At 56.8% G+C, this 13,230-nt stretch carries 12 protein-coding genes; 7 read left to right on the plus strand and 5 right to left on the minus strand.

Translation table 11 applies throughout. From position 1 onward, the window contains the following. From AC4EYZ_RS02870 to AC4EYZ_RS02880, 3 genes are read left to right on the plus strand one after another with little or no spacing between them, the layout of a single operon-like run. A complete protein-coding gene (locus tag AC4EYZ_RS02870; RefSeq protein ID WP_430468862.1) occupies positions 1-666 on the plus strand; it encodes an ABC transporter ATP-binding protein in 666 nt (221 codons plus the stop codon). After that, positions 663-3,164: an FtsX-like permease family protein gene (locus AC4EYZ_RS02875; protein ID WP_474191490.1), complete on the plus strand. Its 2,502-nt coding sequence runs from the start codon at positions 663-665 to the stop codon at positions 3,162-3,164. The genes AC4EYZ_RS02870 and AC4EYZ_RS02875 overlap by 4 nt, the downstream gene beginning before the upstream one ends. Continuing rightward, on the plus strand, positions 3,161-4,333 hold the full coding sequence (locus AC4EYZ_RS02880; RefSeq protein WP_474191491.1) for a lipocalin-like domain-containing protein: 1,173 nt from the start codon (positions 3,161-3,163) through the stop codon (positions 4,331-4,333). Before AC4EYZ_RS02875 ends, AC4EYZ_RS02880 begins: the two co-directional genes overlap by 4 nt. 55 nt (positions 4,334-4,388) lie before the next feature. Here the strand turns inward: AC4EYZ_RS02880 and AC4EYZ_RS02885 are convergent, their stop codons facing one another. Continuing rightward, the gene (locus tag AC4EYZ_RS02885) at positions 4,389-4,706 is read right to left on the minus strand and encodes a c-type cytochrome (protein WP_159176567.1); all 318 of its coding nucleotides are present in this window, start codon (positions 4,704-4,706) and stop codon (positions 4,389-4,391) included. A gap of 99 nt (positions 4,707-4,805) precedes the next feature. Further along, complete coding sequence (locus AC4EYZ_RS02890) at positions 4,806-6,083, minus strand: PQQ-dependent sugar dehydrogenase (RefSeq protein WP_474191492.1); 1,278 nt, start codon at positions 6,081-6,083, stop codon at positions 4,806-4,808. 285 nt (positions 6,084-6,368) lie between these two features. Here AC4EYZ_RS02890 and AC4EYZ_RS02895 point away from each other — a divergent pair, with 285 nt between their 5' ends. Genes AC4EYZ_RS02895 through AC4EYZ_RS02910 form a run of 4 tightly spaced genes read left to right on the plus strand, consistent with a single transcriptional unit; the run spans position 6,369 to position 9,528 of the window. Beyond that, positions 6,369-7,289 carry a beta-keto acid cleavage family enzyme gene (locus AC4EYZ_RS02895; protein ID WP_474191493.1) on the plus strand — a complete coding sequence of 307 codons (921 nt, stop codon included), beginning with the start codon at positions 6,369-6,371 and terminating at the stop codon, positions 7,287-7,289. Next, positions 7,286-8,239, plus strand: a complete 954-nt coding sequence (locus AC4EYZ_RS02900) for an L-carnitine dehydrogenase (RefSeq protein WP_490204083.1) — start codon at positions 7,286-7,288, stop codon at positions 8,237-8,239. The genes AC4EYZ_RS02895 and AC4EYZ_RS02900 overlap by 4 nt, the downstream gene beginning before the upstream one ends. Then, a complete protein-coding gene (locus tag AC4EYZ_RS02905) occupies positions 8,239-8,694 on the plus strand; it encodes a thioesterase family protein (protein ID WP_474191528.1) in 456 nt (151 codons plus the stop codon). The genes AC4EYZ_RS02900 and AC4EYZ_RS02905 overlap by 1 nt, the downstream gene beginning before the upstream one ends. Positions 8,695-8,709: 15 nt before the next feature. Next, positions 8,710-9,528, plus strand: a complete 819-nt coding sequence (locus AC4EYZ_RS02910; protein WP_474191541.1) for an alpha/beta fold hydrolase — start codon at positions 8,710-8,712, stop codon at positions 9,526-9,528. A gap of 325 nt (positions 9,529-9,853) precedes the next feature. Here AC4EYZ_RS02910 and AC4EYZ_RS02915 read toward each other — a convergent pair whose 3' ends face one another. The 3 genes from AC4EYZ_RS02915 to AC4EYZ_RS02925 all read right to left on the minus strand — a co-directional run bounded on the left by AC4EYZ_RS02915 (position 9,854) and on the right by AC4EYZ_RS02925 (position 13,194). Beyond that, positions 9,854-10,837, minus strand: coding sequence for an ABC transporter substrate-binding protein (locus tag AC4EYZ_RS02915; protein WP_474191529.1), 984 nt, complete (start codon positions 10,835-10,837; stop codon positions 9,854-9,856). 106 nt (positions 10,838-10,943) lie between these two features. Next, positions 10,944-11,924 (minus strand): GlxA family transcriptional regulator, encoded by a 981-nt coding sequence (locus tag AC4EYZ_RS02920; RefSeq protein ID WP_474191530.1) that lies wholly within the window; start codon positions 11,922-11,924, stop codon positions 10,944-10,946. 34 nt (positions 11,925-11,958) lie between these two features. Beyond that, on the minus strand, positions 11,959-13,194 hold the full coding sequence (locus AC4EYZ_RS02925) for a GAK system CofD-like protein (protein ID WP_490204084.1): 1,236 nt from the start codon (positions 13,192-13,194) through the stop codon (positions 11,959-11,961). Between the last annotated feature and the right edge of the window lie 36 nt (positions 13,195-13,230).

The following is a 13,230-nucleotide window of genomic DNA, read 5'->3' on the forward strand; positions in this document are numbered from 1 at the left end:
ATGCTGGAATTTCATCAGGTACATAAAACCTACACGACGCCACAAGGGCCGCTGAACGTGCTCAACGATGTCTCCCTTCGTCTCGCGGCAGGAGAAAGCCTGGCGCTAATGGGAGAATCTGGGAGCGGCAAATCCACCCTACTGCATCTTGCCGCCGGCTTAGATCTTCCCGACCAAGGAACAATTAGCTTCGAAAACCAGAATGTCGCGTCTCTACCTGAGCCCACGCGCGCCAAGCTACGCCGCGAGCAACTGGGTTTAGTCTTCCAGCAATTCCACTTGGTGCCCAGCTTAACGGTCATCGACAATCTGCGCTTACAGGCGCGCTTAGCCAATCGCGACGATGCCGACTGGACAGACCACTTAATTGAGCGGCTTGGGCTGAGTGGCATGGAAACACGTTACCCGGAGCAGCTCTCTGGCGGGCAGCAGCAGCGCTTAGCTATTGGTCGTGCTCTGGCGCCGCGCCCACCTCTGCTGCTTGCCGATGAACCCACGGGCAATTTGGATGAAACCACCGCAGGCGAAGTGCTTGAACTGCTATTGAGCCTGATTCGCGAAACTCAGTGCGCCCTGCTCATTGTCACCCACAGCCCCCAAGTGGCGGCTCCGCTTGATCGCTGCCTACGTCTAAGCCACGGTCATCTACTAGAAGCGGCACTATGACCCGGGTGCTATCCACGCTACTTAGCCACTACCGGCGCCACCCCGGCCAACTGATAATGCTGCTGCTCGGACTATGGGTGGCTAGTGCCCTATGGAGTGGCATCCAGGCGATCAACGCCACCGCTCGCGACAGCTACGCCCGCGCCGATGCGCTGTTTGACACCCAGCTGGATCAGCTTGAGCGGCGCGATGGCATGCCATTCAGTCGTGCCGAGTATCACGCCCTGCGTCAAGCAGGCTTGCCCGTATCGCCCATGCTAGAGGGTGAAGTCGTTACCCAAGATGGCACCCGGCTAACTCTGATCGGCATTGACCCACTGACCCTTTCCAACGATAACGCGCTGGCTCAAGCCAACACCTCCGCGTCGTTAAGTGACTTTCTAACGCCCCCGTGGCAAACACGCGTAGCGCCTGACGCTTTGGAAGCCCTAGGGATAACGCGCGAGAATGCATCGGCTGCCACCCCGACCTTGGCAGATGGCAAAACACTCCCGCCGCTCGTTTTAGCGCCAGCACTACCCCCAGACACGCTGTTCATGGATATTGCCGCCGCAGCGCGGTTGCTTGAAAGCGGCGACCAGCTTACGCGCATCGTGGCCGCCCCGGGGGCACTCACTGAAGCGCCCCCAGGATTAACGCTCACCCGCGCCACCACGCTTGCCTCCCCTGGTCAACTGACCGAAAGCTTTCACCTGAACCTTACCGCACTGGGGCTACTTGCCTGGGTCGTGGGGCTATTCATCGTTCAAGCAGCGCTAGGCCTAGCGTTGGAGCAACGCCTGGGCATGCTGCGCACCCTGCGAGTGCTGGGTGTATCAGGGCGCAGTTTAGTGCTAGCGCTCAGCTTAGAGCTGCTCCTGCTCGGCCTAATCGGAGCACTTGCCGGTATTGCCAGCGGCGTATGGCTGGCACGTTTGTTACTGCCCGATGTCGCGGCAACCCTGGGCTCACTTTATGGCGCAGGCATCGGGCAAGAGCTCAACCTGCCCTGGCATTACTGGGTCGGTGGGCTGGCGGTTAGCCTTGGCGGACTACTGCTGGCAGGCAGCGGCGTGCTATGGCGCGCGGCCCGCTTAAACATGTTGGAGTTAGGTCAGATGCAGGCCTGGCGTAGCGGTTACCGCCGCCAATTATCGCTAATGAGCATCGGCGGCGCTTTCGCGATGGGCGTTGCGCTAGCATTGTATGTTTGGCTTCGCTTTCAGTCCCCTGGCGATGGATTAGTGACAGGCTTTACGCTGGTAGCGGCGTTACTTCTGGCTAGCGCACTGTGGCTGCCACCCTTTTTAGCACTGCTACTAAAAGCGCTGACGCACCTCGCCCGGCGGCGCCCGCTTATTCACTGGGCACTGGCAGATATGCAGCTTCAGCTACCTAGGCTGTCACTGGCCATGATGGCACTACTTATCGCCCTGGCGACCAATCTGGGGGTCGGTAGCATGGTCGGCGGCTTTCGCCTTACGTTTTTAGACTGGCTCGATCAGCGCTTGGTCGCCCCGCTCTACTTGAATGCCCCCGCCGAGCAATATGCGGATATTGATGCTTGGCTGGCTGATCGCCCAGAGGTCTTCGAGCGCCTGCTCACACGGCGCAGCGATGCAACACTACAGGCCGCTACAACGCTGGAAGGTAGCCGCTCTTTAGGCACGCCTATCGAGCTTTACGGCATTACCCCTGGCGAATCACTCACTCCGCACTGGCCGCTGCTGGCAACCCAACAAGACCGCTCATCCGCCTGGGTAGCCTTTAGTGATGGCGCGATTTTTATTAACGAGCAACTTGCCACTGCAGAGAACCTCTCCCCCGGTGATCGCCTGACGCTGAACGCGCCTGGCGCCAATGAAACGCTGACCATCGCCGCTATTTATCCCGACTACGGCAACCCCAGCGGGCAGGTGCTAATGGCATCGCCCCAGCTAGCCGCTCGTTTTGATGCGCCGCCTAGCTCCATAGGGTTAGTGCTGAGTGACGATGCCAATGCTGATGCCCTGCGTACTGCCCTGCTCGAACGCTTTGACCTCGGTAGCGATGCGCTGAGCGATCAACGCGAGATCAAGCGTATTGCCACCGAGATTTTTGAGCGTACCTTTACCATTACCCGCGCGCTCAATGCATTAACCCTAGCGGTAGCGGCACTAGCGCTTCTCGCCAGCCTGCTGACCCAGGCACGCAGCCGACGCCAACAGTTAGCGCCGCTATGGGCGCTGGGCGTTCCCCGAGCACAGCTGGCACAATTAAATCTGGCACAACTGAGCGGTGCCGCATTAGCCACCGGCCTGCTGGCCATTCCACTGGGTATCGCGATTACCTGGGGATTAGTGGCGATTATTAATGTGGCCGCCTTCGGCTGGCGACTACCGTTCTATCTATTTCCTGGGGAAATGGCCGTTACCCTGGCCACTGCCGTTGGTGTGGCACTCCTGGCAGCAGCCCTGCCCACGCTGCGTTTCTGGCACGCCTCACCGCGGGCCTTACTGGCAGAAGAGGCCAATCAATGAGCTTAAGGCTTCGACTAACCTTGCATCTTCTACTGATAGCCACTGTAGCGCTAACGCTTTACGGCTGTGACGAAGAGAATCAAACCGAAACCAACAACACAGGCTTTGCCGGTTTAGGACAAGACGCCGATGGTTTTAGGCATGCCGAGCCTAATCAGCCGCTCAGTTTTCCACAAGAGCACGCCGCCCACCCGGACTACCGCATTGAATGGTGGTATTTAACCGCCAATTTAGAAGACGCCGACGGTGAGCCACTTGGCCTGCAGTGGACGCTCTTTCGCCAGGCGCTGATACCTCCCAACGAACGTCCTGCGCCTACTCCTTGGGCGGCCGATCAACTGTGGATGGCCCATATGGCGATCTCCCAGGGCAAGCAACACCAGGTGGCCGAACGTTTCGGGCGCAGCCATTCACAGGCCTCATTGAACACTCCCCAGGACAGCCAAGCAGGCGTAATGATTAGCCCCTTTCATGCCTGGCTGGATGACTGGCAGCTTAAAGCTAACGAAGAAGCCGACAGCAGCGATTTTAATCACCTCACACTAACCGCCTACAGCGGCGAGGGTGCATCGCGTTTTGGCTACCGTTTAGAACTGACTGCAGAGGGGCCGCTGGTGCTTCACGGCGAAGAGGGTTTTAGCCAGAAAGCCGCCAATGGCCAGGGCTCCATGTACTACAGCCAGCCCTTCTGGCAAATAAACGGCGAAGTCACCATTAACGGCGAGACAAAAACCGTTAGCGGGCGCGGCTGGCTGGATCATGAGTGGAGCAGCCAACTGCTTGATGCCCGCCAATCAGGCTGGGACTGGTTCTCGATTCACCTTAATGACGGCCACAAGTTGATGGCGTTTCAACTACGTGGCGGCTCCGCCCAAAACGCCGACTACCGCTCCGGCACCTGGATTACTCCCCAAGGCGACTCCACGCCCTTAGCAACCAATGACATTACGCTGACGCCGCTGGCAACGTCGGCTGTCGCCGGTCGCAATGTGCCCACCCAATGGCGGCTGGAAATACCGTCAGTAGGGATCGACATCAACATCGAAGCGCCCCACGCCAACCGCTGGATGACCACCAGCGTGCCCTACTGGGAAGGTGAAGTGGTGGTCAACGACCGCGCCAGCGGCGAACCGCTTGGCGAGGGTTATTTGGAAATGACAGGGTATTAACAAATTAATGGCGAATTGTTTCGATAATACACAGGGGCTAATACAAAGGGCTGAGTCACTCAGCCTTATCTGCGATGTAAGCGGCGAGGTTGGCGATATCATCGTCGGACAAATCAGTGGCGTTGGGGATCATCAGAAAGGAGTTTGACCCCACCTTTTCACCGGCCCGATACGTTTCAAGGCGAGAAGTAATATACTCCGCGTCCCGACCACTAAGAGATGGAAAGCTAGCCATCCCTTGTGCATTTGGGCCGTGACACTGGGCGCAGGCGTCCGCATAGAGTGTTTCTCCCGTCGACTTATCTGCCGCCTGCAAAGTAGCCGACCCCATTAGCAGCGCCGTCGCAATAACGCAAAACAGTGATACCTTCATAGTGACCTTTTCCCATTGGAGTGATCTTGATCAAAAAGCTTAAGACGGCTTGAAGACAGCGCAGCCGCACAGGCATACGCCAGCGCGGCTGCCAATAGCTCACTCCGGTGTGATGCGGTAAATACTGCCTTCATCAACTGCCGTATAAAGATCACCACCAGGGCCCAGCACTATCGACCGGAAACGAGCCGCCCCCATGGGCAACGGCATTTCGGCAACGTCATTGACCGAAAGACCATCCTCTGCAATATCAATCAGGTTAATGCGCTGTCCTACCGGGGTGCCTCCGAAACCGATGCCCATAAAACCCACAATCAGACGGCCATCCCAGTCGCCCCACTGCTCACCGGTCAGAAACTCGGCAGAAGAGATGCCCTGAGAAAGCCCATCATTTTTCCAGGCAGGCTGCATAGCGTCAGGGTAGGTTTCGGTGTCGGTCACCGGCATATAGGCCGCACGCTCTTTGGGATCCATCCCCTCGGTCTGATTAGGCTCATAACCGCAGTAATCATCTGGGCAATCGCCGCGGCCAGCCATATTGGGTTTCGGATCCCAGCCGCTGTTACCACCATTGACCAGCGCATTGATCTCATCCGAATGCCAGGGGCCGTGTTCCGTTACGATTGGCTGGCCGGTGTTCGGGTGGAAGGTAATGCCCTGTACGTTGCGATGACCATAGGTATAAATCCGCGGATCAAAGCCCTCAGGCGGTTCGTTACCCTCGGCAGCCTCGCCATCCCGGTCAATGCGCAGAACTTTGCCCCCTAGCAGCTCCGGAGACTGAGGAATCTCGCTGTTATGGTTATCGCCGGTGGTCACGTAGAGGTAACCGTCCTCCGGGCTGAAGCGGATACGTCCGCCATTATGGGCGCCAGCATCGCCGAACGGATGGTCGGTGGCGGCAGGCTTGTACGGAATATCCTCGACAATGTCGGTACGATCCGATACCTCATTAAACTCACTGTTTACCGTCATGCGCAGCACACGATTGGTGCGTGGCTCAGACATGTTAGAAGCAGAGTAAACGTAGACTGTCCGGTTTTCGTCAAAATCGGGGTCGACCGCCACACCGTTCATCCCCGCCTGCCCCTCGCAGACAAGATCATCGGCGGTGGTGGCATACTCGTCCGTGCCTTCCATGCCTAGCAGGTGCTCTACCTCACCATCGGGTAGCCGTACCGACAGCCCTCGACAACGTTCGGTGTAAAACATCGTCCCATCAGGCAGAAAGGCCATATCCCACGGGTTTTCAAGACCGGTTAACACCTCAGTCTGGCTGAGTTCAGGCTCATTGGCAGTCGCAACAGCGGGTAAGCCGATGATCACCGCAGAAGCGATGAACGTAGATAGCGGCCGCAGAACGGGTTTATAGGACATTGAAGGCACTCCTTCATAACGTTGTTTGTACTTGTTATCAGCTTTGCTATGGGCTTATTTAGTTTAGATCGGCAGCCATGGCGGTCAATATTTCCCGCTAACCAAGTTTCTAATCAGCACATTTCAAAGTGAGTAATCCCCATCGTTAGGAATGAGATGGAGTAGATTAATTAACGAAGCTCAAAAATCGCATCTTATGTATAGCGAATGTCGCTTTATGACAACTAATGTCTGCACACGGCGACACACTAGTAAGCGAATAAACTGCTGACTAGAGAGCACGCCATGAACCGCAATGTCATTCTTACCTGTGCCGTGACGGGCGCGGGAGATACCACCGCAAAAAACCCCAATGTGCCTGTTACACCCAAGGCCATTGCAGCTTCCTGCATTGAAGCGGCGCATGCCGGGGCCAGCATCGCCCATATCCATGTTCGCGACCCGGAGACCGGCGGCATCAGCCACTCTACTGAGCAGTTCCGCGAAGTGATGGAGCGCGTACGCGAGGCCGATGTGGATATTGTGATGAACATCACCGCTGGTGGCGGCGGCGACTGGATACCCGATGCCACCGACCCAACGCGCGGCGGCCCAGGCACCGATATCCAAACACCCGCCGAGCGTCACGCCCCGGTCGGCGAGCTGCTTCCCGAGCTGTGTACGCTGGACTGCGGCAGCCTCAATTTTGGCGATATGGTCTACGTAAACCCCGCAGACTGGCTGCGTGAACACGCCCGTTTGGTAAAAGCCGCTGGCGTTAAGCCGGAATTGGAGTGCTTTGATTTAGGTCATGTCTGGTTTGCTCGCCAGCTTCAGCAAGAGGGCTTGATCGATGGCGACCCGCTCTATCAGCTCTGTCTGGGTATTCCCTGGGGTGCCGAAGCGGACACAGAAACGATGCTGGCCATGCGCAACAAATTACCTGCCAACGCTAACTGGGCCGCCTTCGGCATTGGTCGACATCAAATGCCCATGGTCGCCCAGGCGGTGCTGCTGGGTGGCCACGCTAGGGTTGGGTTGGAAGATAACCTGTTTTTAGAGAAAGGCGTGCTGGCTAACAACGGCCAACTGGTCGAGAAAGCGTCGACCATTATTGAAAACCTCGGCGCCCGAGTAATGACGCCTGCAGAAACCCGCGCTCATCTCAAACTACGCGACCCGATGACCGGACGTATCATGGGTAACACAGCAGGAGGTGACAAATGAGCCGCTTAGCCGTCATCGGTACCGGCGTGATTGGCAACGGCTGGATTGCCCGTGCCCTCGCCCAGGGGTGGGACGTAGTGGCCTTTGACCCAGATCCCAAGGCGCCAGCGCGTACCCAATCGTTTATCGACAATGCCTGGCCCTCGTTAACCCAGCTCGGCTTAGCGCCCGATGCTAGCCCTGAGCGGTTAACCTTTGCGGATACGATTGAAAAAGCCGTGAATGGCGCTGACCTGATTCAGGAAAACGTGCCCGAGCGCCTACCGCTAAAGCAAGAGATTTTAGCCGCTATTGACGCTGCTGCCTCACCGAACGTCATTATTGGTTCGTCTACCTCCGGCTTTAAGCCCACCGACCTGCAGCAGCAGTGCCAACAAGCGCCTGGGCGCGTGATCGTCGCTCACCCCTTCAACCCGGTGTATTTACTGCCATTGGTAGAGCTTGTGGGGGGTGAGTCCACCCAGCCCACACAGATCGCCAGCGCCCAAGGGTTGTATCAGGCGCTCGCCATGCGCCCACTGGTGGTTCGCCGTGAAATTGAGGGCCACATCGCCGACCGCTTAATGGAAGCGCTGTGGCGGGAAGCCCTGCATCTGGTTAACGATGGCGTGGCGACCACCGAGGAGATCGATGCTGCCGTGGTTTACGGCTGTGGACTCCGCTGGCCGTTGATGGGCACGTTCTTAACCTTCCACCTAGCGGGCGGCGAGCCAGGCATGCGCCATATGCTGGAGCAGTTTGGCCCAGCGCTTAAACTGCCCTGGACCAAGCTGGAGGCCCCGGAACTCACCGATGAACTGATTGATAAAGTCGTCGAGGGGTGTGAGCATCAAGCGGCAGGACGATCAGTGGCCACCCTTGACCGGCGCCGGGATGACTTTTTAGTCGAGCTGCTCGAGGTGGTGCAAAAATATTGGCCGGAAGCCGAAGGCTTACAGGGGCGCATTTAATGATTATTTATGAAACCCACGTCGCTCCCGAGTGGGTCGACTACAACGGGCATATGAACGACGCGGAGTACGCCCGCGTCTTCTCTCTGGCCTGCGAGGCGCTTATCGACACCATTGGGTTGGATGAAGCGGGCCGAGAACACTATGGCTACACGATCTATACTCTGGAAACGCACCTCTGCTACCGCCGCGAGGCACACCAGGGCCAAGCCCTGAACGTCAGCCTGACACTACTGGATAGCGATACAAAGCGCCTGCACGTCTTTTTCACCCTGTTCGATGAAGAAGATAACCTGATAGCAACCAGTGAACAGATGCTGATGGGCATGAAACAAGCCTCTGGGCGTCCAAGCCCGTTTCCTGAAGCGGTCGCCAATCGCGTGACAGAACTACCCCAAGCCCATAAAGACGCTTGGCCCGAGCTTGCCGGCCGCACCATTGGCATTCGGCGCTAAAGGGTTACAGTAGTGATGAACGTGGACGACTTCATTCAGCGCTTTAGCGCCGGACTGGCAACGCTGAAGGAGCTGCCATTACCTCAAGCGCGGCGCGCCTACGCTGAGCTTTGCCAAACGTTCGCCCCACCCGACCCGGCGGGGATGCGGATTGAGAATAGCGCTTTGGGTGGTGTTAGCGTGCGCCGTTTTATCCCCCGGCAGCGCACACCAGGCCGCGTGCTGTTTATCCATGGCGGCGGTTTTACCATCGGCTCAGCAGAGAGCCACCATGGCTCCGCCGCCAGCTTGGCGCAAGCGTTAGCGCGTGAAGTGGTCAGCGTAAACTATCGGCTGGCGCCAGAAGTAGCTTACCCGGCGATGCTGGCAGACTGCCGAACGGTGCTAGTAGCGATTCAACCTGTCGCGTTGGTGGGTGACAGCGCGGGCGGGAGATTAGCCATTGACCTTGCCCATCAGCAGAATGAAGCGCCACCGCTAGGCTTGATCTACCCAACAGTTGGCGCGCTTTCCCTTGAATGCTTGGGAGAAGATGCGCCGCTACTTTCACGGGATGACGTACTCGGCATTCGTCAGCAGAGTCCTGACATCATTGCTACCCAGCGTGATCGCCGCCCGCCTGCCGCAAGCATTGAAATGCTTACCGTGGAGAGGGATCCACTGACACTCCCCATCGAAGCCGCAATAGCCAATTGGCGTGAGGAAGGTGTCTCGATAGGCTATCGCTGCGCCCCGAACATGGTTCATGCCGCCCTTCACGCCCACGCGCTGCTACCCGATATGAGTGCGGCTTGGCAGGACTTTTGCCAACAACTAAAACAGCGCCTTAATTAATAAGGCGCTGTTCGGCGTTAATCACAGCTTAGGCTTTACGAGTCGTGCTATTAACGAATAACTATTAGGCTCTTCGTCATTCGGTATGGAATTATTTCTGACAGTCTGACAGTTGACCTGTGGGAGGTAGCTTTAGCTCGCGACCGTTTAGGCTGCCAGCCTGACAACACCGGGGTACCTTCGGTACCCTTCGCCGAAGTGTCGGACCACCGCTGGAAGCGGCCTCCCACAACAGACAGTTGGCTTGGTGGTTTCTGTCTGAACCGTGAAGCACAAAATGTGCCGGTTACTATTAAATCCACATTAGATGACGAATAACCAACTATTAAGAGTCGAACTGAGCCCGCACTTGCTCAATGGCGGGCTCGCCATCACGGGTTTCAACCCCCTCCAGCCACTCAGCAACGGTATCCAGGTTGTTGCCAATCCACTCGTTCGCCACTTCATCCGCCGGGCGCTCTTCGTAGCTGTACTCATGCACCCAATCGTTTTGATCTTCGATATCGATCACGTACTGCGACAGGAAGTGGTGAACCTCAGGTGCTTCGTCCGCCAGGCTGGCAGGCGTAATCGTCCATACCGTGCTTTCAATGGAGGCTACGCCCGCGTCATCGCTATCGGCTAAATAGGCCAGATCGAAGCTCACGTTCATCCAGTGAGGCTCCCAGCCGACAAAGGTCACCCACTCCTCATCAGCCATTTTTTGCTCAGCCTGGGCCAGCATCGCCGAAGTGGAGCTTTCACGGAGCTGCCAATCCCCCAGTCCCGCAAGATCATTATCGATGGCATTGAGAATCGCATCGTTAATGCCGGTGCCCGCTTCAATGCCCTGAATTTCACCATCGAAACGGTCATGGTGTTCTGCCAGCTCAGCCACCGTGGTGACGCCTGCATCGTAAACATACTGGGGAACCACTAGCCCGGAATTGGCGCCGCGGATATTGGAAACCACTTTTTCGACTTTACCGTCGGCCACCAAGGGCTCGACCATATCGGTCTGAACGGGATACCAGCCGCCTAAATAGATTTCCAGGTCGTTCTGCGATAAGCCTTCGAGGATCACGCTCACGGCTAAATCTTGCTGACGGGTTTCGTACCCCATGGCCTCAAGTAGCTGGGCGGCCACTTCGGACTTTACCGTCACCCCAGGCCACGGCGGCACCCCAAAACGCAGTTCATCAAGCTCCGCCATGGCCGGAGTGGCGGCAAACGCAGAGAGTAAAAAGCCAGCTGTTACCGACAATGACTTGGTGGTGGGAGAGAGGGTCTTGGGAGAGATAGTCTTGGGAAAGATAGTCGTGGCAGACATTTAGCTAAACCTCTTATTCGTTGGGTTTAGTCAGTATGCGCGGCTGCCTCCCTACTACTAGGCATAAGACGACGCTTGCCAGACATTACACGACATTCATTGCGCTTTAAAGGTCTTTCTCAGCGATGGCAGAACGTACCTGGCGAGGCGAGTAGCCGTAATGCGCCCGAAACGTACGCGCAAAGCTCGACGACGAACTAAACCCACAGGCCACGCCCACTTCTAATACCGCTAAGTCAGTCTCGGCCAGCAGCCGCTGGGCGCGCTTAACGCGCAGCTGCAAATACCATTGACGCGGGGCCACGTTAAGCTCCTGCTCAAACAGACGCTGCAACTGACGCACCGACACCTCTACTTGGCTGGCTATCTCGTCAAGGGGGAGCGGCTCTTCCAAGTTCTGCTCCATAAGCGCAACCGCCTCCACAACCCGCCGGTTATGCGTGCCTAAGCGCTTCACCAACGCCATGCGCTGCTGATCGCTGCGGGTGCGGATTCGGTCATGGATCAGTTGCTCGGAGACATCGATGGCCAACTTTGCGCCATGCCGCCGGGCAATCACTTCCAGCGCCATATCCATCGCCGCTGCCCCACCCGCGCAGGAGAAACGTCGCTCACCCAACTCATAAAGCTCATCGGTGGTATCAATGCCCGGAAAGCGTTCACGAAAAGCGGGCAGACTCTCCCAGTGCAGTGCCACCCGCTCGTGCTTTAACAATCCAGTAGCAGCGAGCAAAAACGCCCCCGTATCGATACCGCCCAAACAGCAACCTGCCTGATCCAACTGATGAAGCCAGGCCATTAATGGCCGGGTAAGATGCGCCTCGGGAGTAAAACCGCTGCATACCGCCAGAGAGGGCAAATGGTGAACATCCGCCGTTGCGTGATCCACCATCAAGGTCATACCGTTCGACGCCGTCACCGGCCCGCCATCAGCGCTAATCAACGTCCAGTCGAACAGCGGGCGATGGGCGATACGGTTGGCAATTCGCAGCGGCTCCACCGCCGCAAAGAAGGCCATCATCGAGTACTGCGGCAGTAGCAAAAACCCCACCATTTCAGGCAGCGGGCCTTGATAATTAAGACGCATGACAATGCCCAAGGTCATTTAGAGTATGTCGGTGTCAGGTCAACCCAAGCAGCGCTTCAGCCAGCTTAACGTCATCATAACGTTGGGTATCAGCATTCTCCGGCGCAAGGTCTAGATCAATAACTTGAATGCCCATTTCATCGCGTAGCGTCTCAATCTGGTCAGCCGAAACACTCAGGAGCTGCGAATCAAACAGTAAAAAATCGATTGAAGACCGCTTAGACGACAGGGGATCGAGTGTGCCAGACAAATGCTCATTGAGCACTTGAACCTGATCCACCAACGTCATACCCAGCGTTTCAAGATCAGTACCCAGGCTTGGCACATACACTTTGGGTGACGGGTTTTTAGCCAATGCCTTATCAACCCCCTTGGGCAGCAGGTTGGCAATGATACTGCTATAAAAACTGCCCGGCGGGAAAACCAACAGCTCTGCCGAATGGATGAGATTACGGGTCTCTTTACACACCTTGGAGGCATCCAAGGTGTCGATATCGTCCGCCTCGCCGGATAATTTTATCGCTCTGATAGGCGAATCGATTTGAGCCATCTCTTTGCCGGTAAAGCAGTGTTGGCCAATAATCGTTCGACCGCTCTCTAACAATACCTCCAGTTGCAGGTTGGCATCCGTCGTGGTGCGAACGGTGCCGCGGGTCTTGATCAGTTGACCAAAGAGAAAGGCGATCGGATCCAGAGAGCGATCATGAATCAGATAACCGCCGGTCAAGATCAGGTTCCCGACACTGGCACCAGCGAGGTTAAAATCCTTGGGCATATGTTTGTAGAATGCGGCGATATAGCTCTGGATCAGCGACCGCATGGGCTCAGAAATTGCCTTGAGTAGCGGGTGCTTAGCACTGACAAGTGCCTGCAGGCTTTGCTCAAGTGCTGCCTTTGCCGCCGTGTCCTCCCCCTCACTTGCTGCTAGCCGATGGGAAAAAAGCGCAGCCACCTCAGGGTGGCCAGTCACTGAATCATCAGCCAGGGCAAGCAGGCGTGCCCTTAGGTCGCCCACCGCAGGCATCGCGAAGGCACGGCGTAACTCTGCCGAGCTGCCTCCTGAATCAAAGGGAGTAACCAGATGAATGGAATTATGGGTATAGTCCGTCAACACCTCAGAAAAGTGTCTCAGTGCCGTACCGCCACTAAAGAAGAGTATTTTCGGCCCTAGCTCGGGGGCTTTTCGGTATCTGGCCAGACGCAGATCCCGCCCCTTGCCAATCTCACGGGGCAGACACATTCGGGTACCGATAAAACGTCTTTTTTTCATACAACTCTTTGAACTGTAAGAAACATGTAACGTAAA

The organism is Vreelandella sp. 162(4c), assembly GCF_058152265.1.

Excerpts from the sequence above, each read along its gene's own strand:
- AC4EYZ_RS02870 (WP_430468862.1), top strand. The coding sequence starts at position 1 with ATGCTGGAATTTCATCAGGTACATAAAACCTACACGACGCCACAAGGG.
- AC4EYZ_RS02875 (WP_474191490.1), top strand. The coding sequence starts at position 663 with ATGACCCGGGTGCTATCCACGCTACTTAGCCACTACCGGCGCCACCCC.
- AC4EYZ_RS02880 (WP_474191491.1), top strand. The coding sequence starts at position 3,161 with ATGAGCTTAAGGCTTCGACTAACCTTGCATCTTCTACTGATAGCCACT.
- AC4EYZ_RS02885 (WP_159176567.1), bottom strand. The coding sequence starts at position 4,706 with ATGAAGGTATCACTGTTTTGCGTTATTGCGACGGCGCTGCTAATGGGG.
- AC4EYZ_RS02890 (WP_474191492.1), bottom strand. The coding sequence starts at position 6,083 with ATGTCCTATAAACCCGTTCTGCGGCCGCTATCTACGTTCATCGCTTCT.
- AC4EYZ_RS02895 (WP_474191493.1), top strand. The coding sequence starts at position 6,369 with ATGAACCGCAATGTCATTCTTACCTGTGCCGTGACGGGCGCGGGAGAT.
- AC4EYZ_RS02900 (WP_490204083.1), top strand. The coding sequence starts at position 7,286 with ATGAGCCGCTTAGCCGTCATCGGTACCGGCGTGATTGGCAACGGCTGG.
- AC4EYZ_RS02905 (WP_474191528.1), top strand. The coding sequence starts at position 8,239 with ATGATTATTTATGAAACCCACGTCGCTCCCGAGTGGGTCGACTACAAC.
- AC4EYZ_RS02910 (WP_474191541.1), top strand. The coding sequence starts at position 8,710 with ATGAACGTGGACGACTTCATTCAGCGCTTTAGCGCCGGACTGGCAACG.
- AC4EYZ_RS02915 (WP_474191529.1), bottom strand. The coding sequence starts at position 10,837 with ATGTCTGCCACGACTATCTTTCCCAAGACTATCTCTCCCAAGACCCTC.
- AC4EYZ_RS02920 (WP_474191530.1), bottom strand. The coding sequence starts at position 11,924 with ATGCGTCTTAATTATCAAGGCCCGCTGCCTGAAATGGTGGGGTTTTTG.
- AC4EYZ_RS02925 (WP_490204084.1), bottom strand. The coding sequence starts at position 13,194 with ATGAAAAAAAGACGTTTTATCGGTACCCGAATGTGTCTGCCCCGTGAG.